The sequence below is a fragment of the Sphingomonas sp. SUN039 genome (genome assembly GCF_024758725.1).
Classification (GTDB): domain Bacteria; phylum Pseudomonadota; class Alphaproteobacteria; order Sphingomonadales; family Sphingomonadaceae; genus Sphingomonas_O.
Genome location: NZ_CP096972.1, coordinates 1613373 through 1634960 on the forward strand (window position 1 = coordinate 1613373; position 21588 = coordinate 1634960).

The following is a 21588-nucleotide window of genomic DNA, read 5'->3' on the forward strand; positions in this document are numbered from 1 at the left end:
GGTCATTCTCGCCAAAGTCTCTGTGATAGGGTTTGTGCCGTGAAATCCACCATCGGGACGACACGGGCGTAATTCAAGCGGGTCGGGCCGATCACGCCGACAACGCCGACGACGCGGCCATCGCGCCCGTGATAGGGGGCCGCTATCACCGACGAGCCCGACAGCGCAAACAGCTTGTTCTCCGCGCCGATAAACACTTTGGCGGCGGAAGCGTTGCTGGCCGAGCCGAGCAACGACGCAATCGCTTCCTTGCCCTCGATCTCGTCGAGCAACTGCCGGACGCGGTCGAGGTCGGCCATCGCAGTGTCGTCGATCAGGTTCGCGGCCCCGCGCACGATCAGCACTGGCCGCGCTGCGCCATCCTGCGACCAGATTGCCAGCCCGCGTTCGATCAGTTCGCGCGATGCACTGTCGAGCGCCGCTTTCTCATGGCGCAACTCGCCCGCGATCCGCGCCTGCGCTTCGACGAGTGTCAGCCCCGCGAGCCGCGCCGACATATAGTTGCACGCCTCGGTCAGGGCATCCGCGCTCAGGCCGTCGGGCAGCGCAATGACGCGGTTCTCGACCGAGCCGTCGTCGCCGACCAGCACCGCCAGCGCCTGCCCCGGCGACAGCGGCACGAACGCGAACTGGCGCACGCGCACCTCGCGGGTCGGCACCAGCACCAGACCCGCGCAAGCCGACAGGCCCGACAGCGCCGCCGTCGCCGCCGCCAGCGCCTCCTCGACCGGACCCGCCGTAGCCAACCGCCCCTCGATGACCGCACGTTCCTCGACCGTCGGTTCGGCGGCCTGCATCATGCCGTCGACGAACAGCCGCAGCCCGGTCTGCGTCGGCATACGCCCAGCCGAGGTATGCGGATGGTCGAGCAGCCCCGCTTCCTCCAGATCCTGCATGACATTGCGAATCGAGGCGGGCGACAGGTTGAGCCCCGACAGCTTCGAGATCGTCCGCGACCCGACCGGCGCGCCCGAATCGAGATATTGTTCGACGACAACGCGAAACACGTCGCGCGCGCGGGTCGTCAGTTCCTGAACGGGGGCGGACATCGCCGCGCTATATGGGGCGCTATCGCCGCCGTGCAAAGATCAGGCAGCCGACGCCGACGGTCGCGAGCAGGACGCCCCACATCGCCCAGATGCGCTGGTCGAGCATGAAGCTCGACTGCGGCCACATGACGAGGCCGGTCCCCTGCCCGATCCAGAGCAGGCCCATCAGCACCGCGAGTACTCCGACGATGTTCAGCACAATCTTCATGGCAACGTCCCCTGTTCGCCGCTGGCATCTCGCCAGTTGCCCCGCTAGATGCCCGCATTCATTTTCAAAGGACAGCCCCTATGCGCCCATCCGGCCGCGCCCCCGACCAGATGCGAACGATTGCCATCGAACCCGGTTTCACGATTCACGCCGAGGGATCGGTGCTCGTCAGCTTCGGCGACACCCGCGTGCTGGTGACCGCCAGCGTCGAGGAACGCGTCCCGCCGTTCCTGCGCGGTAAGGGCGAGGGCTGGGTCACGGCGGAATACGGCATGCTGCCGCGCGCGACGCATACGCGCGGATCGCGTGAGGCGGCCAAGGGCAAGCAGTCGGGGCGGACGCAGGAAATCCAGCGGCTTATCGGGCGTTCCTTGCGCGCGGTGGTCGACATGAAGCTGCTCGGCGAACGCCAGATTACGATCGACTGCGACGTCATCCAGGCCGACGGCGGCACCCGCACCGCGTCGATCTCGGGCGGCTGGGTCGCGCTGCGCCTCGCGGTCGACAAGCTGATTGCCGAGGGCAAGCTGACTGTCGATCCGATCCAGCAGCAGGTCGCCGCGATCAGCTGCGGCATTTACGAAGGCACGCCGGTGCTCGACCTCGATTATATCGAGGATTCGAACGCTCATGCCGACGCCAATTTCGTGCTGATCGGCGACGGCAACATCGCCGAAGTGCAGGCGACGGCGGAAGGCGCGACGTACGACGAGGAAGCGCTGTTACGGTTGCTGCGACTGGCACGTATCGGCTGCGCGGAGATTTTCGCGGCGCAAAAGGCGGCCACGGGGCGGTGAACTTTTTCCCTCTCCCTTTGGGGAGAGGGCCCTCGCGCTCCAGCGCGGGAGGGTGAGGGAAGTGCGGTGCTTCAATTGGAGCAGTGTTATCCCTCACCCCGCCGCGCCTAGGGGGCGCGTGTCGCCCTCTCCCCAGAGGGAGAGGGAAAGAAGGAAAAAAATTTGAAAAAACTCACCCCCGGTCGCCTCGTCATCGCGTCGCACAACGAGGGCAAGGTCCGTGAAATCCGCGCACTGCTCGCACCGTTCGGCATGGAACCCGTGTCGGCAAAATCGCTCGACCTGCCCGAGCCCGAGGAAACCGGTACCACTTTCGTCGCGAATGCGATGCTTAAGGCACAGTCCGCCGCCGACCTCTCCGGCCTGCCCGCGCTGGCGGACGACAGCGGGCTGGTGGTCGAGGCGCTGAACGGCGAACCGGGCGTGTACACCGCCAATTGGGCCGAAACCGCGGCCGCAGACGGAACGATCACCCGCGACTGGATGCTCGCGATGCAAAAGGTCGAGGACCGGCTACAGGCGCTGGGGCCCGACGTCTCGCGGTCGGCGCATTTCACCTGCACGCTCGCGCTGGTCTGGCCCGACGGCAGCGACTTGTTCTGCGAGGGACGCGTCGAGGGGACGCTGGTCTGGCCGCCGCGCGGCGACAAGGGCTTCGGCTACGATCCGGTGTTCGTGCCGCTCGGCCACACCGAAACCTTCGGCGAAATGGACCCGGACGCAAAGCACGCAATCAGCCACCGCGCCGACGCGTTCGCAAAGCTCGTCGCGGCAGCCTTCTAAGTGACTAGCGGCTGACCGACCGGCCGCTGCTGGCGATCGCGATGCCGGTCGCCACACCTGCGGCGGCGAGCAGCGCGATGATCGTGCCGTTGCCGCCTTTTTTCGCGACAGCGAGTTTGGCGGCCGCCGGAGCGGGCGGTGCCGGTGCTTCCGCCACGACCGGGGGCGGCGGCGCTTCGGCAGCAGGCGCAGAGGCCGGTGCAGGTTGAGCGACCTCGACCGGCGCCGGTTGTTGCGGCGCGGCTGCAGCGGCAGGTCTGGCCGCAGCCCGGCGAACCGCGTGCGGCTTTGCCTTCGCCTTGGCGTGGCGCGGGACATAACGCGGGTTGGAGGCATCGGCCATGACCGGCACCGGTGCCAGCCCCAGCGAGAGCACACCCAGCATCGCCAGCAGTCCGCTGAAACGCTTGAAGATTGCCGTCATATCCATGGTCAGCCCGCCTCGAAATGCAATCGAATGCAAATCATGACGTAAGCGATACGATCGATCAACGACAAGTTATCCGACGTAACAACTGTTTACGGTTTGCGCGGAACGACAACCACAACCGGGCGCAAGTCGCTGCCATAGACATTGCCCGCCGACAGGTAACGGCAGACAAGGAAATCGTCGTCGGCGTTGCTGGCAAGGCCGCAACCGACGCTGGCGCTCGCGGGCCAGACGATCTGCGTATAATGGCCGACGACGCCCCAATTGCCGGTGCGGCTGACATCGGGGAAGCGGCCGGGTTTGAAATCCTTGCGCTCGTCGACCCAACTCGCCGCCATCGCCGCATAATCGAACGCGCCGCGCGTTCCCACCCACAGATTTTCGCCCTGGCGCACTTTCGCGCCCTTTTGCGGGTCGTGGCCGAAGCGGTTTTCCCTGGCGAGCACCCGCGCATAGGCAAGCGCGTTCGCCGCGAGCGCATCGTTCCAGACCAGCGGCATCGACCCGAACGCGGCCCGCGCGCGGTTGTGCGACACCAGCATCGCCGCGCGCATCGCGGCATCGCTGCGCGGCGCAGCCTTTCCGTCCCATTCCTGGGTGTACGATTGCACTTGGGCCGATACCGCGAGTGGCGTCAGCAGGGCGAGCGACGTAAGGAGCGCGCGGATCATCATGGCGACCGCCCATACCTTGCCACTGCTTAACGCAAAACAACCGGACGAGGCCTTTGCGCTCTACGTCCACTGGCCGTTTTGCGTGTCGAAATGCCCCTATTGCGATTTCAACAGCCATGTCCGCGAAACCGTCGATCAGGCCGCATGGCGGGCGGCGCTACTGGCGGACCTCGCGCATGAAGGGACGATGCTGCCGGGGCGAACGCTCGGGTCGATCTTTTTCGGCGGGGGCACGCCATCGCTGATGCCGCCCGCCACTGTCGCAGCGATCATCGACGCCGTGGCGGGGAACTGGCGCGTCGCGGACGATGTCGAGATCACGCTGGAGGCCAACCCATCCTCGGTGGAAGCAGCGCGGTTTGCCGATCTGGCAGCGGCAGGCGTGAACCGGGTGTCGCTGGGACTTCAGGCGCTCGACGACGCGACATTGGCGTTTCTGGGGCGGGCGCATTCGGTTACCGAGGGACTGGGCGCGCTGGAGACAGCGCAGGCGGCATTTGCGCGGGTGAGTTTCGACCTGATCTATGCGCGGCCGGACCAGACGCCCGACGCGTGGGCAGCCGAACTCGAACGCGCGCTGTCGTTCGGCACCGAACATCTGTCGCTCTACCAGCTGACCATAGAGCCCGGCACGCGCTTTGCGACTCTGTTCCAGCAGGGCAAATTGACCCCGCTCGATAATGACGCTGCCGCCGACATGTTCGAGAGCACCCGCGCACGGCTGTCGGCGGCGGGGCTGCCCGCCTATGAAATCTCGAACCACGCAAAACCCGGCGCGGAAAGCCGCCACAACCTGACCTATTGGCGCTACGGCGATTATGCGGGGATCGGCCCCGGCGCACACGGACGACGCTTGGGGCAAGCGACGGTGCGGCATAAAAAGCCCGAGAACTGGCTGTCGGCGGTTGCCCGCAACGGCCATGGCATGGTCAGCGAGGACGCCCTGCCCCCGCGCGACCGGGCGGTCGAGGCGCTGCTGATGGGGCTGCGGCTGGGCGAGGGGGTCGATGTAGCCCGGATTGCCGCGCGGAGCGGCGTGGCGGAGCCGGTGGATTTCGGGGCGGTGGAACGGTTGGTGAAGCTGGGGCTGATCGAATTCGCGCCGCCGCGATTGGCGGTTACCGAACGAGGGTTCGGGGTTCTCGATGCGATTTTGGCGGAGGTAGTTGCTTAACCCCTCTCCCTACAGGGGAGAGGGTCCTCGCGCGGAGCGCGGGAGGGTGAGGGGTTGAGGCAATACTCGTGCCCTCACCCTGGTCGGCGGGCAACGCCGACCTGCCCCTCTCCCCTTTAAGGAGAGGGAAGGAGATCAAAACCCCCGCGGCGCCCCGTCCACCACGACGAACCCGCTCGGCCCGGCCTGCTGCACTTCGAGCGCGCGTTCGGCGATGCCGTCGCGACCGAAGCGGAATGCGCCGTCGATCCCGGTAAATCCGCCCGCATCGCTCAACCGGTTCGCCGGAAATGCGCTGCCGAATTTCCAGTCGCCGCCGATGCGCGTCACCAGCAGCACCGCGTCATAACCCAGACTCGCCAACCGGTACGGCCCCTTGCCGAAGCGCGTCCGGTATTTACCCGCCAGCTGCGTATAGACGCCGTCGGACACGCTCGCGAACCACGCCCCGCGCAAGGCCGGATTGGCGGCGAGCGCCCCTTCGGCGTTCCACAGTTCGGTGCCGAGCAGCCGCGCCCCTGCCCCGCCGTGCGCCCGGATGACCGGCCCGGCTTGCACCGCGACCCGCGCCGAATCGGCAATCAGCACAGCATCGTAAGGCGAGGTATTCGACATGCGCGTGATCGCCGCCGTGATCGATCCCGCCGTGCGGTCGAACGTCTGGAGCGAGACGACCTGCCCGCCTGCTGCCTCGACGCTCCGCAGGAACGCGGTCGAGGCGCGCTGACCGTAAAGGCCCGCCGGCACGAGCCCGGCAAATTTTGTCGCGCCCTTGCTCTTCGCATAGGCGACGACACGCTCGATCGACTGGGCGGGCGCAAAGCCCATCACATAAACGCCGTTTCCGGCCACGCCGACATCGTTGGAAAAGGTCACCACCGGCACCCGCGACGCGCGGGCAATGGGGGCCACGACCCGCACGTCCTCGGCCAGCAGCGGGCCGAGGATCAGTTTGTTACCCTCGGCAATCGCCTTTTGCGCCGCTGCTGCTGCTCCGGTTGCCGTGTCGTACATCGTCACGCGGATGGTTTTGCCGCCGGTGTCGAGCACCGCCATGTTCGCCGCGTTCGAAATCGATTCGCCAACCGCCGCATTCGGACCGGTCAGCGGGACGAGCAACGCGACGCGGTTGCGCTGGGTATCGCTCGGCAGCGACGGCCCGACCGGCTCGACGACGACCGGCGGTGGGACATCGATAGGACGCGGCGGCCCCTTCGGCACGACCTGGCAGCCCGCGAGTGCCGCCGCTCCCAGCAGCGCAAGCCACTTGCCCGCGCGGCCGAATTGCGCCAGCGCCCCTGCTCCTGTCATGACCCTTTTTCCCTTATGAACGCACCGCTCTCGCCCGGCCTCTATATCGTCGCCACGCCTATCGGCAATCTTGGCGACCTGACCCCGCGCGCCGCGTCGGTGCTTTCCCACGCCGATGTGCTGTGCGTGGAGGACAGCCGAGTCACGGGAAAACTGCTCAATCACCTCGGTGTGAAGCGGTCTATGACAAATTATCACGATCACAACGCCGATGCGGTGCGCCCCGGGCTGGTCGCGCGGATGGGCAGCGAATCGGTGGCGCTGGTCAGCGATGCCGGGACGCCGTTGATTTCAGACCCCGGCTACAAACTGGTCCGCGACGCCCGCGCGGCGGGGCACAATGTCGTGACGGTCCCCGGTGCCTGTGCCGCGATTGCGGGATTGACCTTGGCAGGGCTGCCGACCGACCGGTTCCTGTTCGGCGGGTTCCTGCCGGTCAAGGCCAAGGCAAAGGCCGACGCGATTGCCGAGCTCGCGCATGTTCCGGCGACTTTGGTGTTCTATGAATCGGGACCACGGCTAGGGGCGACACTCGCCGCCTTGCTGAACGTGCTCGGCGACCGCGACGCCGCAGTCGCGCGCGAGCTGACCAAGGCCTATGAGGAGTGCGTGACCGGAACGCTGACCGACCTTGCCGCGCGCTACACCGACGCCCCGCCCAAGGGCGAAATCGTCGTGCTCGTCGGTCCGCCAGCGGTGCGCGAAGTCGCCATCGACAGCGACGCAGCGCTGCGTGAGGCGCTGACCCGCCTGTCCGTCGGGCGCGCCGCGAGCGAAGTTGCCGATGCGACCGGCCTTGACCGGCGGACGCTTTACGCCCGCGCGCTCGAACTCAAGGGCGCGGCATGAGCCGCGCGCTTGCCGAACAACGCGGTCGCCGCGCCGAACGCATTGCGGCGTGGTATTTGCGGATGAAGGGCTGGCGCATCGTCGGCACCCGCGTCCGCACGCCCGTGGGCGAGATCGATATCGTCGCGCGGCGCTTTCGCACGACGGCGTTCGTCGAGGTCAAGACGCGCGGAACGCTCGCCGAACTCGATTATGCGGTGGACAAGCACCGCTTGCGGCGCGTCGCGGCGGCAGCCTCGGCGCTGGCGGCGCGGCACGCCTTTCCGGGCGGCGACATCCGCATCGACGTGATCCTCGTCGCACCGGGCCGGATGCCGAAGCATTTGTCGAACGTGTGGGAGGAGTAGCGCCCTTCGCCGCAGGCATTTCGCCTTGCCGAAAAGGAGCGGGTTCACACGAAGCTCACGAAGACACGAGGAAGAACGCCTTACTTTGTGCCTTCGTGAGCTTCGTGTGACAGTCGGCACGATGCCACGGCATGAAAGCGGTTTCGCCGGGGTGACGAAGTGCCGGACGGGCGATAGGAGGTACCCATGACCCTCCGCATCGCTTTCCAAATGGACCCCCTGCCGGGGCTCAATATCGCCGGTGACTCCACCTTCGCGCTGATGCTATCGGCGCAGGCACGCGGCTATACGCTCTACTATTACGGCGTGAACGACCTGACGTGGCAGGACGGGCGGCTCTACGCGATGGCGTGGCCGGTCGCGGTAAGGCGCGAGGTCGGCAACCATTTCACCCTCGGCGAACCGCAAATCCTCGACCTCGGCCGCGACGTCGATGTCGTGTGGATGCGGCAGGATCCGCCGTTCGACCTGAGCTACATCACCGCGACGCATTTGCTCGAACGCATTCATGGCGAAACGCTCGTCGCCAACGACCCCGCCAGCGTCCGCAACGCGCCCGAAAAGCTGTTCGTGCTCGATTACGCCCGCTTCATGCCGCCGACGATGATCACGCGGTCGCTGGGCGCGACGCGCAAGTTCCTCGAAACGCACGGCGAGATCGTCATCAAGCCGCTGCACGGCAATGGCGGCAAGGCGATTTTCAAGATCGGCCGCTCGGCTGAGAACCTGTCGTCGCTGATGGAAATGTTCAACGGCGCGTACGTCGAGCCGCACATGGTGCAGGCTTTCCTGCCTAGCGTGACCGCAGGCGACAAGCGCATCGTGCTCGTCGATGGCGAAGTCGCGGGCGCAGTCAACCGCATCCCCGGCGAAGGCGAAATCCGCAGCAACCTCGCGGTCGGCGGCACCGCGGCGAAGACCGAGCTCACCCCGCGTGAAGCCGAAATCTGCGCGGCAATGGGGCCGGAACTCAAGAAGCGCGGCCTGATCTTCGTCGGCATCGACGTGATCGGCGGCGAGTGGCTGACCGAGATCAACGTGACCTCGCCGACGGGAATCGTGGCGATCGACCGGTTCAACGGGACCGATACGGCGGGGATGATTTGGGAAGCGGTCGAGGGGCGGTTGGCTTTGGGCTGATGTTACTGGGGCATCGAGCCGGCTGCACATGTGAATGGCACCATGCCCGCAAGCAGTGAATCCGGTATGATTGGCTCCAAATCTTCCGGCTTACCTTTGGATTGATAGACCACTTGCCGAGCGGAATTGTAATTGAGCAACAAAACGGTTGAATGCCAATTTCTGCGGCAGTCGAGGCGTTCATACACCAGCGATTGTATCACTCCCTTCTGATCGGGAACGTCACTGTCGTATTTGAACCAAACATCAATCATGCCATCGCCAGCGCGACGTATCGTTTCCATGTTAATCCACATCGTCATGTGCGGAGCGTGGGGTGGGTCGTAGCGTCCAGCCTGAACCCATGGCCAGAATGGATACTTCGGATCGCTGGCAGCGTGGGCTTGAGCGCCGCACAATGCCAACAGGCAAGCAAGAAGAACAGTTCGCTTCATTCGGGACTATTGCGCCACTTAACTGAGATTGTCACTCATCGCCCGAGGATGCGCGTTCCGATACACATCGAGCAAGTGCGCCGTATCAACCGACGTGTAGATCTGCGTCGATGTCAAACTCGCATGGCCCAGCAGCTCCTGCAGCGACCGTAAATCCGCGCCCCGCGCCAGCAGGTGCGTCGCAAAGCTGTGGCGCAGCGCGTGCGGTGTGGTTCGCTCCGCCAGCCCCAGGCGCGTCCGCGCGATCCGCACCGAGCGCCGCACGGTCGACGGATCGAGCGGCCCGCCACGCACGCCGCGGAATAGCGGCGTCGTCCGGTCGCAGGGGTGCGGGCATGCCGCGACATAGATTTCGATCGCCTCGCTGACTTGCGGGAGCAGCGGCACCATCCGCGTCTTGTCGCGCTTGCCGGTCACCGCCATGACCTTGCCCAGCGGCAGCACCGCGCCGGTCAGCCCCAGCGCCTCGCCGATCCGCAGCCCCGCGCCATAGAGCAGCATCAGCACCGCCCAGTCGCGCGCCGCAATCCATTCCTCGCGGCCCTGCCCTGCCACGTCCTCGGCCAATGCCATCGCCTCGGCGGGCGAGACCGGGCGCGGGACGCCGCGCTTGACCTTCGACCCGCGCATCCGGGGCATCGCATCATCGCCGCCGGTGAACTGGATGAACGCCCGCACCGCCGACAATTCACGCGCGGCGCTGGCGTTGCACAGGCCATCGGCGCGGCGGCTGGCGAGGTAATCGCGCAGCTGGCGGGCGTCGGGCGCGGTGGTACCACCGAGATGTTCGACCAGCCGCTCAGCGGTCGCAACATAGGCGCGGACGGTGTGCGGCGACCGGCGGCGGTCGCGGGTGAGGTGGGCGGCGAAGGCGAGAACGCTCTGCCCCTCTCCCCTTGCGGGAGAGGGCGACTCGCGCGAAGCGCGGCGGGGAGAGGGGTCGGGCGCGTCTGCGCCCGTAAAGACAGCGGTGTTTGCGGACAGAACGAGTCTTTCAGCCGCAGACGCGGCTGGCCCCTCTCCCGCCCAGCGGGCACCCTCCCCCGCGAGGGGGGAGGGGCTAGTCTGCCCTTTACCCAATCGTCTGCCCCGTCTTCGCCCAATCAGCCATGAACCCGGCGATCCCCTTGTCGGTCAGCGGGTGGTTGAACAGCGCCTTGATCACCGCCGGCGGCGCAGTCATCACGTCGGCACCGATGCGCGCGCTCTCAAGGATGTGGATCGGGTGCCGCACGCTCGCGACCAGAATTTCGGTGTCGAACGCGTAATTGTCGTAGATCAGCCGGATATCGCGGATCAGGTCCATCCCGTCCTGCCCGATATCGTCGAGCCGCCCGACGAACGGCGAAATGAAGGTCGCACCAGCCTTGGCCGCGAGCAGCGCTTGTGCAGGCGCAAAGCACAACGTCACATTGACCTGCGTCCCCTCGCCGGTCAGCGCCTTGCACGTCTTCAGCCCGTCCAGCGTCAGCGGCACTTTCACGCAAACATTGTCGGCGAGTTTCCGCAGGATTTCGGCCTCGCGCATCATGCCCGCATGATCGATCGCCACGACTTCGGCCGACACCGGCCCGTCGGTCAGTGCGCAAATCTCCTTTACGACATCCAGAAACTGCCGCCCCGATTTGGCGATCAGCGAGGGATTGGTCGTCACCCCGTCGAGCAATCCCGTCGCCGCCAGCTCGGCAATGTCGGCAGTATCGGCGGTATCGACGAAAAACTTCATGGGAGTGCTCACCTTTGTCGGTCGTTGCGGATGCGACTAATGCCGCGCCCGTGCGTTACGGTGCCCGTCTATCCAGTTCCAAGGAGAAAAACGATGCGAAAACTTACCCTCATTGCCGTGCTCGGTAGTCTGGCAGTCAGCGTCCCTGCCTTCGCCGATGTCGGGATCGATATCCGGATCGTCGATCTGCAACGACAGGTCGATGCCGGCAAGCGTTCGGGCAAGCTCAGCATCGGCGAACGTGTTCGCCTGACCAACGAGATCAAGGCGACGAAGCGCATCGTCGAGCGTTACGAAAACAGCGGCGGACGCTTCACGCGCCCCGAAAAGCGCGCCGTTCAGGACCGGCTCGACCGGATCCAGTTCCATATCAGTACGGCGAAGCGCAACGGCGTGCGGGGGCCGAACGACGTGCCGTTTTAAGCCCTAGCTACCGCGCCAGCCCGAACACGGCGGCGATCAGCGGATCGCCGGTCGATGACGGGTTGGCGCGGATCGCGGCTTCCTCGCGCCCGATCGCGCGATAGATCCCGTCGGAGGCCTTTTGCGCGACATCGGCGCGCAGCCCCGTGATGTCGATGCCGGTCGCCGCACGCAGCGCCTGCGTCACGACCCCCGAATCGAACAGCCGCAAGCCGTCGCCGATGCCGGGAATCATTGTTTCGACCAGACGCTGGCCCAATGCGCCCTGCAGCAGCGTCGTGGCCGCGGTCGGCCCGCCGCGCACGATCGACACCACGTCGCGGATCGGCATGCCCTGAATGACATCGGTCACGACCGGGGCCGCCAGCGCCGCGCCCTTTTCCGCTGCGCGATTGAGCGAACGCGACAGCCGGTCGCGAAACGCGGTCGATTGCAGGATCGCGCCAAGGATCGAGGTCGCCTGCCCGCCGCCCAGTTGCGGCGGCAACGCGATGCGCGCGACCTGGCTGTCGAAAAACCCGTTCTCGGCCATCAGCGATGACAAGGCGCGCTGCGCCGAAAGACCGAGCAAGCGCCGGATCGCCTCGGTCAGGTCGAACCCGCCGCCCATGGTCGCGCATCCCGGCAGCGCGAGCAGCGGTGCCAGTGTTGCCGTCGCGAGCAGTGCCCGCCGTCCGATGATGTCAGTCATGGCAACCTCCCCCTGTTGCTTGCGGGTGATTAAACCCTAGTTGCAGGGCGATGTCACGCGCCCGCGTCCTTACCCTGAACGCCGCATTGGGGCCGCTCGATTACCGCGTGCCGCACGGCATGCAGGTCGAGCCGGGCAGCATCGTGCTTGCCCCGCTCGGACCGCGCCAGCTGGCCGGGGTGGTGTGGGAGGCAGAACATATGCCCTCGGACGCGGAGGTCGGCGACAACCGGCTCCGCAACCTGCTGTCGGTGTACGACCTGCCGCCGCTAGCCGCGCCGCTCAGGCGGCTGATCGAATGGACGGCAAACTATTACCTCGCCCCCCCGGCAGCGGTGCTGCGGATGGCGCTGGCAAGTGCGAGCGCGCTCGATGACCGGCGGAATGTGGTGGAGTATCGGGTCGCACAGCTCCCTCTCCCTGCAGGGGAGAGGGACAGCGCGGGGTTGCAACCCGCGCAGGGTGAGGGCGCGAGTGAGGATTCAACCCCTCACCCCGCCGCGCTTCGCGCGAGTCGACCCTCTCCCCTGGAGGGAGAGGGTAGGCAGTTCCGCCTCACCCCCCAACGCGCCCAAGCCCTCGAACGCATCGGCGAGCGGCAGGGTCTCGTCCGCGAACTCGCCACCATCGCGGACGTCAGCGACGGCGTTATCCGCGGCCTCGTCAAGGCGGGACTGATCGAGGCCGTCGAGGTGACCGTCGACGACCCCTACCCCCTGCCCGACCCCGGCTTCGCTCCACCCCAATTGTCGAATGCCCAAACCGCCGCAGCCACTGCGCTCGTCGCCGATGTCGCCGCCCGCGCCTTCGCCCCGACCTTGCTCGACGGCGTCACGGGCTCAGGCAAGACCGAGGTGTATTTCGAAGCCATTGCCGAAGCACTGCGCCAAGGCCGCCAGACCCTCGTCCTTCTCCCCGAAATCGCGCTGACCGAGCCGTTCCTGCGCCGTTTCGAGGCGCGTTTCGGGCATCAGCCGGTCGCCTGGCATTCGGGCCTGCGCCAGTCGCAGCGCCGCCGTGCGTGGCGCGCGATTGCCAGCGGCGAGGCGAAAGTCACCGTCGGTGCGCGCTCCGCCCTGTTCCTCCCCTATCGCGACCTTGCGCTGATCGTCATCGACGAGGCGCACGAGACCAGTTTCAAGCAGGAGGACGGCGTCCATTACCACGCCCGCGACGTCGCAGTGATGCGCGCGCGGTTCGAGGGGTGCCCCGTCGTCCTCGCCAGCGCGACCCCCGCCATTGAAACGCGGCAACAGGTCGCGCTGGGCAATTACAACGAACTGAAACTCCCCGGCCGTTACGGCGCGGCGCAGATGCCGAGCATTGCCGCCATCGACCTGACGCAGGACGTGCCGCCGCGCGGACGCTGGCTCGCCCCCACGCTCGTCACTGCATTGGAAGACGTGCTCGAACGGCAGGAACAGGCGCTGCTGTTCCTCAACCGCCGGGGCTACGCGCCGCTGACGCTCTGCCGCCACTGCGGCCACCGCTTTCAGTGTCCGAATTGCACCGCGTGGATGGTCGAGCACCGCCTGCTCGCGCGGCTCCAGTGCCACCATTGCGGCCATGTCATGTCGCCGCCGAAGAAGTGCCCCGAATGCGGCGAAGAGGACTCGCTGGTCGCCTGCGGCCCCGGCGTCGAACGCATCGCCGACGAGGTGGCCGAGCTCTTCCCCGAGGCGCGCCGCGCCATCGTCACGTCCGACACGCTCTGGTCCCCCGCCAAGGCCGCCGAGTTCGTCGGCAAGATGGAAGCGGGCGAAATCGACATCGTCATCGGCACGCAATTGGTGACCAAGGGCTATCACTTCCCCAACCTCACGCTGGTCGGCGTCATCGATGCCGACCTCGGCCTGCAGGGCGGCGACCTGCGCGCGGCCGAGCGCAGCTTTCAGCAGATCATGCAGGTCGCCGGACGCGCGGGGCGCGGGGTCAAGCCGGGCAAGGTCTTCGTCCAGACGCACGAACCCGGCGCGCCGGTCATCGAGGCTTTGGTCTCGGGCGACGCCGACAGTTTCTACGCCGCCGAAACCGAAAGCCGCCGCGACGCGGGCGCACCCCCGTTCGGGCGGCTCGCGGCGATCATCATTTCCTCGGAAAACCAGCGCGAAGCCGCCGACACCGCGCAGCGCATCGCCAAATCGGCACCGCAGATCGACGGCATGGAAGTCTTCGGCCCCGCCCCCGCCCCGCTCGCGATGCTGCGCGGCCGCCACCGCATCCGCCTCCTCATCCACGCCCGCCGCGCGCTCGACGTGCAGGACGTGATCCGGGGATGGCTGGGCGGCGTGGAGTGGAGCGCGAAAGTGCGCGTCGCGGTGGATGTCGATCCCTATTCGTTCGTTTAATTTTCCCTCTCCCTGAAGGGGAGAGGGACAGAGCGGCGTTGCAAGCCGCTCAGGGTGAGGGCACGAGTGAACGTCACACCCTCACCCTGCCTGCGTTGCAACCGCAGGCTGTCCCTCTCCCCTTCAGGGAGAGGGTAGGAAAGTTCGCATGATTCGCCTCCTCGCCCTTCTCGCTCTCCTCCTCCCCCTCCCCGCGCTCGCCCAGTCGAACGCGGATGTGGACGCCGCCGCGCGCAGTGTCGTGCGGGTCGTCGTCACCGATGACGCGAACGAGGGCGATCTCGGTATGGGATCGGGCGTCGCGGTCAGCCCGACGCGCATCGTGACCAACGCGCATGTCGTCGAGCGCGCGGTCGAGAGCGGCGGGTTCGTCGGGGTCGTGCCGAGCGAAGGGCGCAAGCGATACGAGGGCAAGGTCGTCGCTTATGCGCCCGATCTCGACCTCGCCGTCATCGCGATCACCAGCGGGCGGATCGAGCCGGCGACGTTGTACGGCGGCCCGGTGGCCGACGGCGCGGCGGTCGCGGCGCTCGGCTATCCTTACGGCGTCGACCGCGCGATGGCGTCGGGCCTCGACGAGCTCATCCGGCCGCAGGCCCCGGTCAAATCCCTAGGCCATGTCGGCGGGCGGCGGACCAACGCGCGCTACGATACCGTCCTGCACGATGCCAATATCGGCCGCGGTAATTCGGGCGGCCCGCTGGTCGATGCGTGCGGGCGCGTGATCGGGATTAACTCCTTCCTGTCGGTCAGCGAGGGCATCGATTCGCCCTTTGCCTTTGCGCTGTCTGTGAAGGAACTGGCGGCGTTCCTGGCCAAGGCAAAGGTCGCGCCGACGGTCGTCACCTCACCCTGCCTCAGCGAAGGCGAGATCGGGGCGCGGGCGGGGGCGCTGTCGCAGGCCGAAGCCGCGCAGCAGGCACAGGAGGCACGTCGTGCTGCCGTCGAGGCCGAGCGCGCCACCGCCGCCAAACAAGGAATCCGCGACGATATCGCGAGCGAGCGCGACAACGGCATGGCGCTCGCGGCGGGATTGCTCGTCCTCGGGGCACTGTGCGCCGTCGGCGGGATGATCCTGCTCGGCGACCGGCGGCGCAAGTCGAAGGGCGCGGCCTGGGCAACGCTCGCGCTGGGCGGCGCGTTGATGCTCGGCGCCATCGTAGCCTTCCTCGCGCGGCCCAAAATGTCGGAGGTCGAGGACCGTTACGCAAAACTGCATCCGTCCGAACCCGCGCCGGTGCTGGGCGGCAGCGCCGCGCTCCAGGCGGTCGAGGGCGACAAGCTCTGCGTCATCGATATGGACCGCAGCATCGTGAAGCTGTCGAAGACCGACGATGTGCCGCTCGACTGGCGCGACGACGGCTGCGTCAACGGCAAGACGCAGTACGGCGCGAATGCAGGGACATGGAGCCGGACCTTCGTACCCAATGGCGAGGCGACGGTGACGATCCAGAGCTACGACCCGGCCAAGGCGCGCTACAGCGTCGAACGCTTCCTGATGGGCGCCGACGCGATGGACAAGGCCCGCGCCATCCGCGCGCGCTACAAGAACAACGCCTGCACCCCCGACCCCGCCCAGCGCCAGTCGGTCGCCGACATGGAAAGCGCGATCCGCGCAGTGTTGCCGACGCAGCCGAACGAGAAGCTGGTTTATTCATGCCGTACCATCGCAGCAGAGAAGTAAAGGGCTTCGACAAGCTCAGCCAAGTCGGCTTGGGGACGCAGTTTTCTGTCCGACTTGGCTGAGCTTGTCGAAGCCCCCCTCTCGGAGCGAAGGGGGAGAGGGGCTATAGTTCCACCCCCAGCGACCCTCCGCTTCTCCGCGCCGCGTGAACCCATTCTTGCCCACCCGCACGAAAGCCGCCAAGGTCGCCGCTTGACCCAGCTCGCCGACAGCCTCGCCCGCGCCCGCTCCGAAGAGGACGTGAAGGACGCCTATGTCCGCGCGCTTGGGCTGAAAGATGTCACCAAGGGACAGGTCGACATCCAGACCAAGGACATTTGGTTCGAGGCGAAATGCGATCCGAAACCGGTCACGGCGATGTTCGCGCAGTTGCTGTTCTACGTCCGGCAAGCGCATGCGGTCGGTCAGCCGATCCCGCCGTTCCTCGCGGTGGTGGACCGCGAGAAAGCGGCGATCCTCGAAACCGAACTTGCACGACCCGTACTGAACGATCCCGACATTGCGTGGCCCGCCGCCGCGTCTGCTGTCAGCAAAGCCTGCATCGCGCAGGTGGCAGCGCATATCGAAGGGCATTTTAACCCCTACACTGTCGCCACCGACGAGCCTGCGTTCGTCGCTGCGGTCAAGGCTGCCATCAGCGAAGGCCGCATCGTCCGCACCCCTATCACACCCGACAATCTGCGGCAGGTGTTCAACAAATGGGTGGAGATGATCGGGCGCGAAATCGCGGTGCCTGCGGTGGGCGACTATGCCGAGCTGTTCTTCGCCGACATCATGCACGACGGCGACAATGCGGCGATGACCAACCTGTCGGCGCGGCTGGTCTATGACGGCGGCAAGCCCGTCTTTCACCTGAAGGGCAAGCTGTACGACCTCGCCAGCCAGCGCGGCTATCGCGACTTCTGGCGGCTCTACCACCGCCCGCCGGAGACGCGGCACCGGCATTACCTGCTCGAACGGCGCGACATGCTGCTGCCGATCGACGAGCAGAAGTTCAAGGGTGCCTATTACACCCCGCCGCACATCGTCGACAAAGCCTATGACCTGCTGACCGCGACGCTGGGCGAGGGGTGGCAGGAAAAATGCATCATCTGGGACATGTGCTGCGGCGTCGGCAATCTGGAACTGGCGCACAGCAACCCGCGCAACCTGTACATGTCCACGCTCGACCAGCCCGATATCGACAATATCCGCGCGCGCGGCTTGTTTCCGGGGGCGGAGATTTTCCAGTACGATTACCTCAACGACGACGTCACCGATTTCGGCGAGATCGATTACAGCCTGTCGAACAAGGTGCCGATGGCCCTGCGGCGGGCAATTGCCGATGCGAAAATGGGCGTCGCGGGCGCGAAGCCGATCCTGGTGCTGATTAATCCGCCTTATGCGGAGGCGACAAGCTCTGACAATGCCGTAAGCCAAGGCGACGACCGCAGCAAAAAGGGAGTTGCGCGATCTCGATTTTCGCTAGCGGGAATGGACCAGTATGGAAAGGCTAGCAACGAACTCTTCACGCAATTTCTAGCACGGGCGCACCAGGAGCTACCTACTGCGACAGTGGCGACGTTTAGCACGTTAAAGTATGTGAACTCGCAAGCATTCGAGGAATTTCGGTCAGTCTGGCAGGCAAAATACCTTGGCGGTTTTGTCGTTCACAGTCGTGCCTTTGACGGCTTGAAAGGTGATTTTCCGATAGGTTTTCTCATTTGGGACACATCGCTCCATGAGCCGATTGGTGAAATCGAGGCAGTTGCCCTTGATCGGAATGGCGAACTGGTAGGCGAAAAAATGTTCGCCAATATAGGGAATGAGCGCCTCCTCGCCACTTGGGTTCATCGGCCCGCCACTAACAGGCAACCGGCCCTTCCACTAAAGGGGGCTGTCGACCCCGCGACTGCAAAAGGCGATGTTCGTGGAACGCGGTGGTCGGATGACGCAATCGCTTGGTTCAATTGTGCGGGAAACGACCTCCAGCAAGCGGCAAAGCTGACCATGATGTTATCGTCGGGATTCGGCAGCGGCAGAGGGTATTTCGTCAACGCCGAAAACCTGGGGCAAGCCGCCATCGTCTTCAGCGTCCGACGTCTCATCAAGCCGACCTGGCTCAACGACCGCGACCAGTTCCTGCAACCAAGCGAACCGCTGACCGACGACTTCAAATCGGACTGCCTCGTCTGGATGCTGTTCAACGGCAGCAACCTGACCGCCGGGGCCGACGGGCTGCGCTGGAACGACCGCGACTGGAGCCTCGTCAATCACTTCATCCCGTTCACCGAAGGCGAAGTCGGCGTGCAGGGGCGGTTCGAGAGCGACTTCATGGTTCGTTACATGGCGGGCATTGCGTTCTCGCCCGAAGCGCAAGCGGTGCTCGACGCGGGACGTGTCATCTGGACGCGCTTCCACGCCACGCAATTCCCGCACAGGATTCGCGACGAGTTCAAGCTCGGTCGCCCCGATGCGGGCTGGTACCAGATCCGCCGGTCGTTGAAGGCGCATGAGGTGGTGACCGATTTCGACCCCTTCGACGCCGCCTATGCCGCACTGACCGCCAAGCTGCGCCCGATGGTCTATGAGCTCGGCTTCCTGCCCGCGTAACTCTCCGCCTCTCCGCGCCTCCGCGCGAAACCCGAAAACCCCCTCCCGCCGCAGATTTTCGCCATCGACTCGGAAAAACCGGGGCATGGCCCACCTGACGGTCTCCCCGCCGCCAACTGGTTGATCCGGAACGCTAATTCGCAAATTGTGCGGGGAGACCCGTCCGACGCTCTCCTGCCAACGCTGCCTCCCGCCAAGTTATTGATAGCGAAACAAAAAATGCCTGCATTGGCGGCACACATCGTCGCGGCAGGGCGGCAGGGGTCGCCTGCGCGGAAAACTGCCATTTTTCGCTTATTGCGAAACCCGTTCGCAACTGGCGCTACGGGTCCGGCGCTGGGCTTCGAGCCATTGTGCGCCACTGTCCATAGCGCATCGGAGCCGCAACGCTTTGATATAGAACCCGAAAACCGCTGCCCTGTCCTACACGCCGCCGATGCGGGACAATACGGGCATGATGAAAAATCCCGCCAAATCGATTTTTCCGGCTGCCCGAGGGGATCTCCCGGCGCTAGCTCTGCCGCTCGCGCTTGAGCAACTCGCTCTTGCGCTCCAGCCCATAGGCATAGCCCCCCAGCGTCCCGTCCGTCCGGATGACGCGGTGGCAGGGGATCAGCACCGCAACATTGTTCGCGCCATTGGCAGAGCCTGCCGCACGCACCGCCGCCGGTTTCCCGACCGCTGCCGCAATCGCGGCATAGCTGCGCGTTTCGCCGGGCGGGATGCGGCGGAGTTCGTCCCACACCGCCTGCTGGAACGCGGTGCCCGCCACGTCGAGCGGCAGGTCGGGCATGTTGGCGGGGTCGGCACATGCCTTGACCGCGCCTTCGACCAGATCGGCCATCGCGGCACCGCCGGCCTCGATCGCGGCATTGGGGAAGCGGCGGCGGAGTTCGCTTTCGTCCTCGTCGAACGACAGGCGGCAAATGCCCTTCTCGGTCGCGGCGAGCAGCATCTTGCCGAGGACGGTATCGACCACGGCATAGCGGATCGTCACCCCCGCCCCGCCGCGACGCCACGCCGAGGGCGTCATGCCCAGCCGGTCGGGGGCGGCGGCGTAAAAGCGGCTCGGGCTTTCGAACCCGGCGTCGTAAATGGCTTCGGTCACTGTGGCGGCATCCTTCAGCATGGTCTCGGTCCTTTTGGCACGCAGCGCGCGGGCATAAGCGGCAGGGGTGACACCGACATCGCGCTTGAACAGGCGGTGGAAATGGTGCGGGGCATAGCCGACGGCCGCCGCGAGATCGTCGAGCAGCGGCAGTTCCCCATCGATTTTGGCGGCGCGCTCGATCAGGCGGATGGCTTTCGCCACCGCCTCGCGGTCGCGGCCGATCTCGTCGGGTTTGCAGCGCAGACAGGCCCGGTATCCCGCCGCCCGTGCGCCCTCTCCATCGGCGAAGTATTCGACATTATGCGGCAGCGGGTGGCGCGCGGGGCACGACGGCTTGCAGTAGATGCCCGTCGTCTTGACCGCACCGACGAACATGCCGTCGAAGGCACGGTTGCGGGCGGTGAAGGCGGCCCAGGCGGCGGCGGTGTCGATGGTCGTCATGCCCTTTGTCTAGCAACCCGAATCGCGCCCCGCATCCCGCATCTTGCGGCCAAAGCGGGCGCGCGGCATTCTCTCTCCGCAACCGAGGAACGCCCCGCATGATCGAAGCCGCTACCCGAACCCGCTACACCAACGTCGCCATTGCCCTGCACTGGCTGATCGGGCTTGCCGTCATCGGCAATCTGGCGGGCGGGTTGACGCATGAATCGGTGCCGAAGGACATGCAGGGTGTGGTGATGGGGTTGCACAAGGCCACCGGCATTACGATCCTCGCGCTCAGCCTGTTCCGCCTGTTCTGGCGGCTCGGCCATCGCCCGCCTCCCTATGAGGCGACGCTGGCGGGCTGGGAAAAGACGACGGCCAAGATCACGCACTGGGCCTTCTATATCCTGATCATCGCAATCCCGTTCAGCGGCTGGCTGATGACCTCGGCGGGCGGGCGCAAATACGGGCTGAGCTGGTACGGGCTGTTCGACATCCCCTTCCTGCCTGTCGCACAGGACAAGATGCTGGCCGCGGGCGGGGGCGGCGCGCACGAGAATCTGTCGTTCCTGCTGATCGCGTTGCTGCTGCTCCACATCGGCGCGGCGATGAAGCATGTCTTCCTCGACGGCGACGGCACGTTCGCCCGGATGCTGCCGGGGCGCGGCTAGAGGATTGCGGCCAGTCGCACTGCCAGCGTCCAGGCATCGCCCGGCCAGCGCGCAGAGAGATACGCCCCGTCGGTGACGACGAAGCCGGCATCGGGATTGCCCGCGTCGGCGTAGCGCGGCACGATCGGTCCGCGCGCGAACGCGCCGGTCGGGCCAACGGCGGCACGGACTTCGCTTTCCACCGTCTGCGGATAGGTGCGGTAATGACCTGGCAGCGCGCGCCGGGTAAGGACGACGGCGGTGTTTTCCATCATGGCGGTCAGCGCCGTCGTGCGCCGCCCGGCCAAAACGCCGGCACGCGCCAGTGGCAGCACGCCGTGGCAGATGGCCGCGACCGGCATCGCGGCCGCAAATGCCTCGCGCGCCAGTCGGGCGACTTCGGCGGACTCGCAATAGGACCGCATCCCGGGCGCGTGGCCGCCGGGAAAAAGCAGTCCCCCGAAATCGATCGCACGGGCGTCGGTCCAGCGCAGCGGCTTACGGTAAACGGGGTCCGCAACCATCCGGGCATAGGCATCGCGCGCGAACGGACGCGCCCGCAACGACCGCGCCACCGAGGGCAGCCCGTCCCCCGTCAGCGTTACCGGATCGCAATCCGCCGCTTCGCCGGTTTCGGTCGCGAAATGGACGCGATGCCCCGCCTCTGTCCACACCAGCCACGGCAGCGCGACTTCGCTCGGGTCGAAGTCGCGCTGCGGCAGGATGGCGAGGATGTCGGCCACC

General features: G+C 66.2%; 22 protein-coding genes. 11 read left to right on the forward strand and 11 right to left on the reverse strand.

Translation table 11 applies throughout. The annotated features are described in order from the left end of the window. Positions 1 to 2 precede the first annotated feature (2 nt). Together hrcA and M0209_RS07860 are read right to left on the reverse strand one after the other, a co-directional pair. Positions 3 to 1049, reverse strand: a complete 1047-nt coding sequence (gene hrcA / locus M0209_RS07855) for a heat-inducible transcriptional repressor HrcA (RefSeq protein ID WP_258887729.1) — start codon at positions 1047 to 1049, stop codon at positions 3 to 5. A 19-nt stretch (positions 1050 to 1068) separates the two neighbouring features. Continuing rightward, the gene (locus M0209_RS07860) at positions 1069 to 1257 is read right to left on the reverse strand and encodes a hypothetical protein (protein ID WP_258887730.1); all 189 of its coding nucleotides are present in this window, start codon (positions 1255 to 1257) and stop codon (positions 1069 to 1071) included. An 80-nt stretch (positions 1258 to 1337) separates the two neighbouring features. Here M0209_RS07860 and rph point away from each other — a divergent pair, with 80 nt between their 5' ends. Both rph and rdgB read left to right on the forward strand, forming a co-directional pair. After that, a complete protein-coding gene (gene rph, locus M0209_RS07865; protein WP_258887731.1) occupies positions 1338 to 2054 on the forward strand; it encodes a ribonuclease PH in 717 nt (238 codons plus the stop codon). Positions 2055 to 2216: 162 nt separating this feature from the next. After that, the gene (gene rdgB, locus M0209_RS07870) at positions 2217 to 2837 is read left to right on the forward strand and encodes an RdgB/HAM1 family non-canonical purine NTP pyrophosphatase (protein ID WP_258887732.1); all 621 of its coding nucleotides are present in this window, start codon (positions 2217 to 2219) and stop codon (positions 2835 to 2837) included. 4 nt (positions 2838 to 2841) lie between these two features. On the opposite strand, the gene M0209_RS07875 is transcribed toward rdgB, so the two are convergent. Next, entirely contained in the window at positions 2842 to 3267 is a 426-nt protein-coding gene (locus M0209_RS07875; RefSeq protein WP_258887733.1) for a hypothetical protein, read from the reverse strand. An 89-nt stretch (positions 3268 to 3356) separates the two neighbouring features. Next, positions 3357 to 3941 carry a CAP domain-containing protein gene (locus M0209_RS07880; protein ID WP_258887734.1) on the reverse strand — a complete coding sequence of 195 codons (585 nt, stop codon included), beginning with the start codon at positions 3939 to 3941 and terminating at the stop codon, positions 3357 to 3359. Here M0209_RS07880 and hemW point away from each other — a divergent pair. Further along, on the forward strand, positions 3940 to 5115 hold the full coding sequence (hemW, locus tag M0209_RS07885; protein WP_258887735.1) for a radical SAM family heme chaperone HemW: 1176 nt from the start codon (positions 3940 to 3942) through the stop codon (positions 5113 to 5115). The genes M0209_RS07880 and hemW overlap by 2 nt on opposite strands. 135 nt (positions 5116 to 5250) lie before the next feature. Here the strand turns inward: hemW and M0209_RS07890 are convergent, their stop codons facing one another. After that, positions 5251 to 6426 (reverse strand): penicillin-binding protein activator, encoded by a 1176-nt coding sequence (locus M0209_RS07890; protein ID WP_258887736.1) that lies wholly within the window; start codon positions 6424 to 6426, stop codon positions 5251 to 5253. A 15-nt stretch (positions 6427 to 6441) separates the two neighbouring features. On the opposite strand from M0209_RS07890, the gene rsmI reads away from it, so the two are divergent. From rsmI to gshB, 3 genes are all read left to right on the forward strand, one after another. Further along, complete coding sequence (gene rsmI / locus M0209_RS07895; RefSeq protein WP_258887737.1) at positions 6442 to 7275, forward strand: 16S rRNA (cytidine(1402)-2'-O)-methyltransferase; 834 nt, start codon at positions 6442 to 6444, stop codon at positions 7273 to 7275. Further along, entirely contained in the window at positions 7272 to 7622 is a 351-nt protein-coding gene (locus M0209_RS07900) for a YraN family protein (protein ID WP_258887738.1), read from the forward strand. The genes rsmI and M0209_RS07900 overlap by 4 nt, the downstream gene beginning before the upstream one ends. A 186-nt stretch (positions 7623 to 7808) precedes the next feature. Continuing rightward, the gene (gene gshB, locus M0209_RS07905) at positions 7809 to 8762 is read left to right on the forward strand and encodes a glutathione synthase (RefSeq protein WP_258887739.1); all 954 of its coding nucleotides are present in this window, start codon (positions 7809 to 7811) and stop codon (positions 8760 to 8762) included. Positions 8763 to 8764: 2 nt separating this feature from the next. Here gshB and M0209_RS07910 read toward each other — a convergent pair whose 3' ends face one another. The 3 genes from M0209_RS07910 to fsa are packed head-to-tail and all read right to left on the reverse strand — an operon-like array spanning position 8765 to position 10922. Next, on the reverse strand, positions 8765 to 9196 hold the full coding sequence (locus M0209_RS07910) for a surface-adhesin E family protein (protein ID WP_258887740.1): 432 nt from the start codon (positions 9194 to 9196) through the stop codon (positions 8765 to 8767). An 18-nt stretch (positions 9197 to 9214) separates the two neighbouring features. Continuing rightward, positions 9215 to 10276, reverse strand: a complete 1062-nt coding sequence (locus M0209_RS07915) for a tyrosine recombinase XerC (protein WP_258887741.1) — start codon at positions 10274 to 10276, stop codon at positions 9215 to 9217. Then, entirely contained in the window at positions 10269 to 10922 is a 654-nt protein-coding gene (gene fsa / locus M0209_RS07920) for a fructose-6-phosphate aldolase (RefSeq protein WP_258887742.1), read from the reverse strand. Before fsa ends, M0209_RS07915 begins: the two co-directional genes overlap by 8 nt. A 93-nt stretch (positions 10923 to 11015) precedes the next feature. Here fsa and M0209_RS07925 point away from each other — a divergent pair, with 93 nt between their 5' ends. Further along, positions 11016 to 11345, forward strand: a complete 330-nt coding sequence (locus M0209_RS07925) for a hypothetical protein (RefSeq protein WP_258887743.1) — start codon at positions 11016 to 11018, stop codon at positions 11343 to 11345. 7 nt (positions 11346 to 11352) lie between these two features. Here the strand turns inward: M0209_RS07925 and M0209_RS07930 are convergent, their stop codons facing one another. Further along, entirely contained in the window at positions 11353 to 12036 is a 684-nt protein-coding gene (locus M0209_RS07930; RefSeq protein ID WP_258887744.1) for a DUF4197 domain-containing protein, read from the reverse strand. A gap of 50 nt (positions 12037 to 12086) precedes the next feature. Here M0209_RS07930 and M0209_RS07935 point away from each other — a divergent pair, with 50 nt between their 5' ends. The 3 genes from M0209_RS07935 (at position 12087) to M0209_RS07945 (ending at position 18660) form a co-directional block, all read left to right on the forward strand. Further along, a complete protein-coding gene (locus M0209_RS07935) occupies positions 12087 to 14384 on the forward strand; it encodes a primosomal protein N' (protein WP_258887745.1) in 2298 nt (765 codons plus the stop codon). Positions 14385 to 14532: 148 nt separating this feature from the next. After that, a complete protein-coding gene (locus M0209_RS07940) occupies positions 14533 to 16068 on the forward strand; it encodes a S1C family serine protease (protein ID WP_258887746.1) in 1536 nt (511 codons plus the stop codon). Positions 16069 to 16260: 192 nt separating this feature from the next. Next, positions 16261 to 18660, forward strand: coding sequence for a hypothetical protein (locus tag M0209_RS07945; RefSeq protein WP_258887747.1), 2400 nt, complete (start codon positions 16261 to 16263; stop codon positions 18658 to 18660). 511 nt (positions 18661 to 19171) lie between these two features. Here M0209_RS07945 and ada read toward each other — a convergent pair. Continuing rightward, positions 19172 to 20212, reverse strand: a complete 1041-nt coding sequence (gene ada / locus M0209_RS07950) for a bifunctional DNA-binding transcriptional regulator/O6-methylguanine-DNA methyltransferase Ada (RefSeq protein WP_258887748.1) — start codon at positions 20210 to 20212, stop codon at positions 19172 to 19174. A gap of 98 nt (positions 20213 to 20310) precedes the next feature. Here ada and M0209_RS07955 point away from each other — a divergent pair, with 98 nt between their 5' ends. Beyond that, positions 20311 to 20865, forward strand: coding sequence for a cytochrome b (locus tag M0209_RS07955; protein WP_258887749.1), 555 nt, complete (start codon positions 20311 to 20313; stop codon positions 20863 to 20865). Here the strand turns inward: M0209_RS07955 and M0209_RS07960 are convergent. Next, positions 20862 to 21587, reverse strand: coding sequence for a type 1 glutamine amidotransferase domain-containing protein (locus M0209_RS07960; protein WP_258887750.1), 726 nt, complete (start codon positions 21585 to 21587; stop codon positions 20862 to 20864). The genes M0209_RS07955 and M0209_RS07960 overlap by 4 nt on opposite strands. Position 21588: the final 1 nt, after the last annotated feature.

Coding starts and splice junctions, on each gene's coding strand:
- fsa (WP_258887742.1), bottom strand. CDS start 10,922: ATGAAGTTTTTCGTCGATACCGCCGATACTGCCGACATTGCCGAGCTG.
- M0209_RS07900 (WP_258887738.1), top strand. CDS start 7,272: ATGAGCCGCGCGCTTGCCGAACAACGCGGTCGCCGCGCCGAACGCATT.
- M0209_RS07955 (WP_258887749.1), top strand. CDS start 20,311: ATGATCGAAGCCGCTACCCGAACCCGCTACACCAACGTCGCCATTGCC.
- M0209_RS07910 (WP_258887740.1), bottom strand. CDS start 9,196: ATGAAGCGAACTGTTCTTCTTGCTTGCCTGTTGGCATTGTGCGGCGCT.
- ada (WP_258887748.1), bottom strand. CDS start 20,212: ATGACGACCATCGACACCGCCGCCGCCTGGGCCGCCTTCACCGCCCGC.
- M0209_RS07860 (WP_258887730.1), bottom strand. CDS start 1,257: ATGAAGATTGTGCTGAACATCGTCGGAGTACTCGCGGTGCTGATGGGC.
- rsmI (WP_258887737.1), top strand. CDS start 6,442: ATGAACGCACCGCTCTCGCCCGGCCTCTATATCGTCGCCACGCCTATC.
- M0209_RS07880 (WP_258887734.1), bottom strand. CDS start 3,941: ATGATGATCCGCGCGCTCCTTACGTCGCTCGCCCTGCTGACGCCACTC.
- gshB (WP_258887739.1), top strand. CDS start 7,809: ATGACCCTCCGCATCGCTTTCCAAATGGACCCCCTGCCGGGGCTCAAT.
- M0209_RS07925 (WP_258887743.1), top strand. CDS start 11,016: ATGCGAAAACTTACCCTCATTGCCGTGCTCGGTAGTCTGGCAGTCAGC.
- M0209_RS07890 (WP_258887736.1), bottom strand. CDS start 6,426: ATGACAGGAGCAGGGGCGCTGGCGCAATTCGGCCGCGCGGGCAAGTGG.
- hemW (WP_258887735.1), top strand. CDS start 3,940: ATGGCGACCGCCCATACCTTGCCACTGCTTAACGCAAAACAACCGGAC.
- M0209_RS07940 (WP_258887746.1), top strand. CDS start 14,533: ATGATTCGCCTCCTCGCCCTTCTCGCTCTCCTCCTCCCCCTCCCCGCG.
- M0209_RS07930 (WP_258887744.1), bottom strand. CDS start 12,036: ATGACTGACATCATCGGACGGCGGGCACTGCTCGCGACGGCAACACTG.
- hrcA (WP_258887729.1), bottom strand. CDS start 1,049: ATGTCCGCCCCCGTTCAGGAACTGACGACCCGCGCGCGCGACGTGTTT.
- M0209_RS07935 (WP_258887745.1), top strand. CDS start 12,087: ATGTCACGCGCCCGCGTCCTTACCCTGAACGCCGCATTGGGGCCGCTC.
- M0209_RS07875 (WP_258887733.1), bottom strand. CDS start 3,267: ATGGATATGACGGCAATCTTCAAGCGTTTCAGCGGACTGCTGGCGATG.
- rph (WP_258887731.1), top strand. CDS start 1,338: ATGCGCCCATCCGGCCGCGCCCCCGACCAGATGCGAACGATTGCCATC.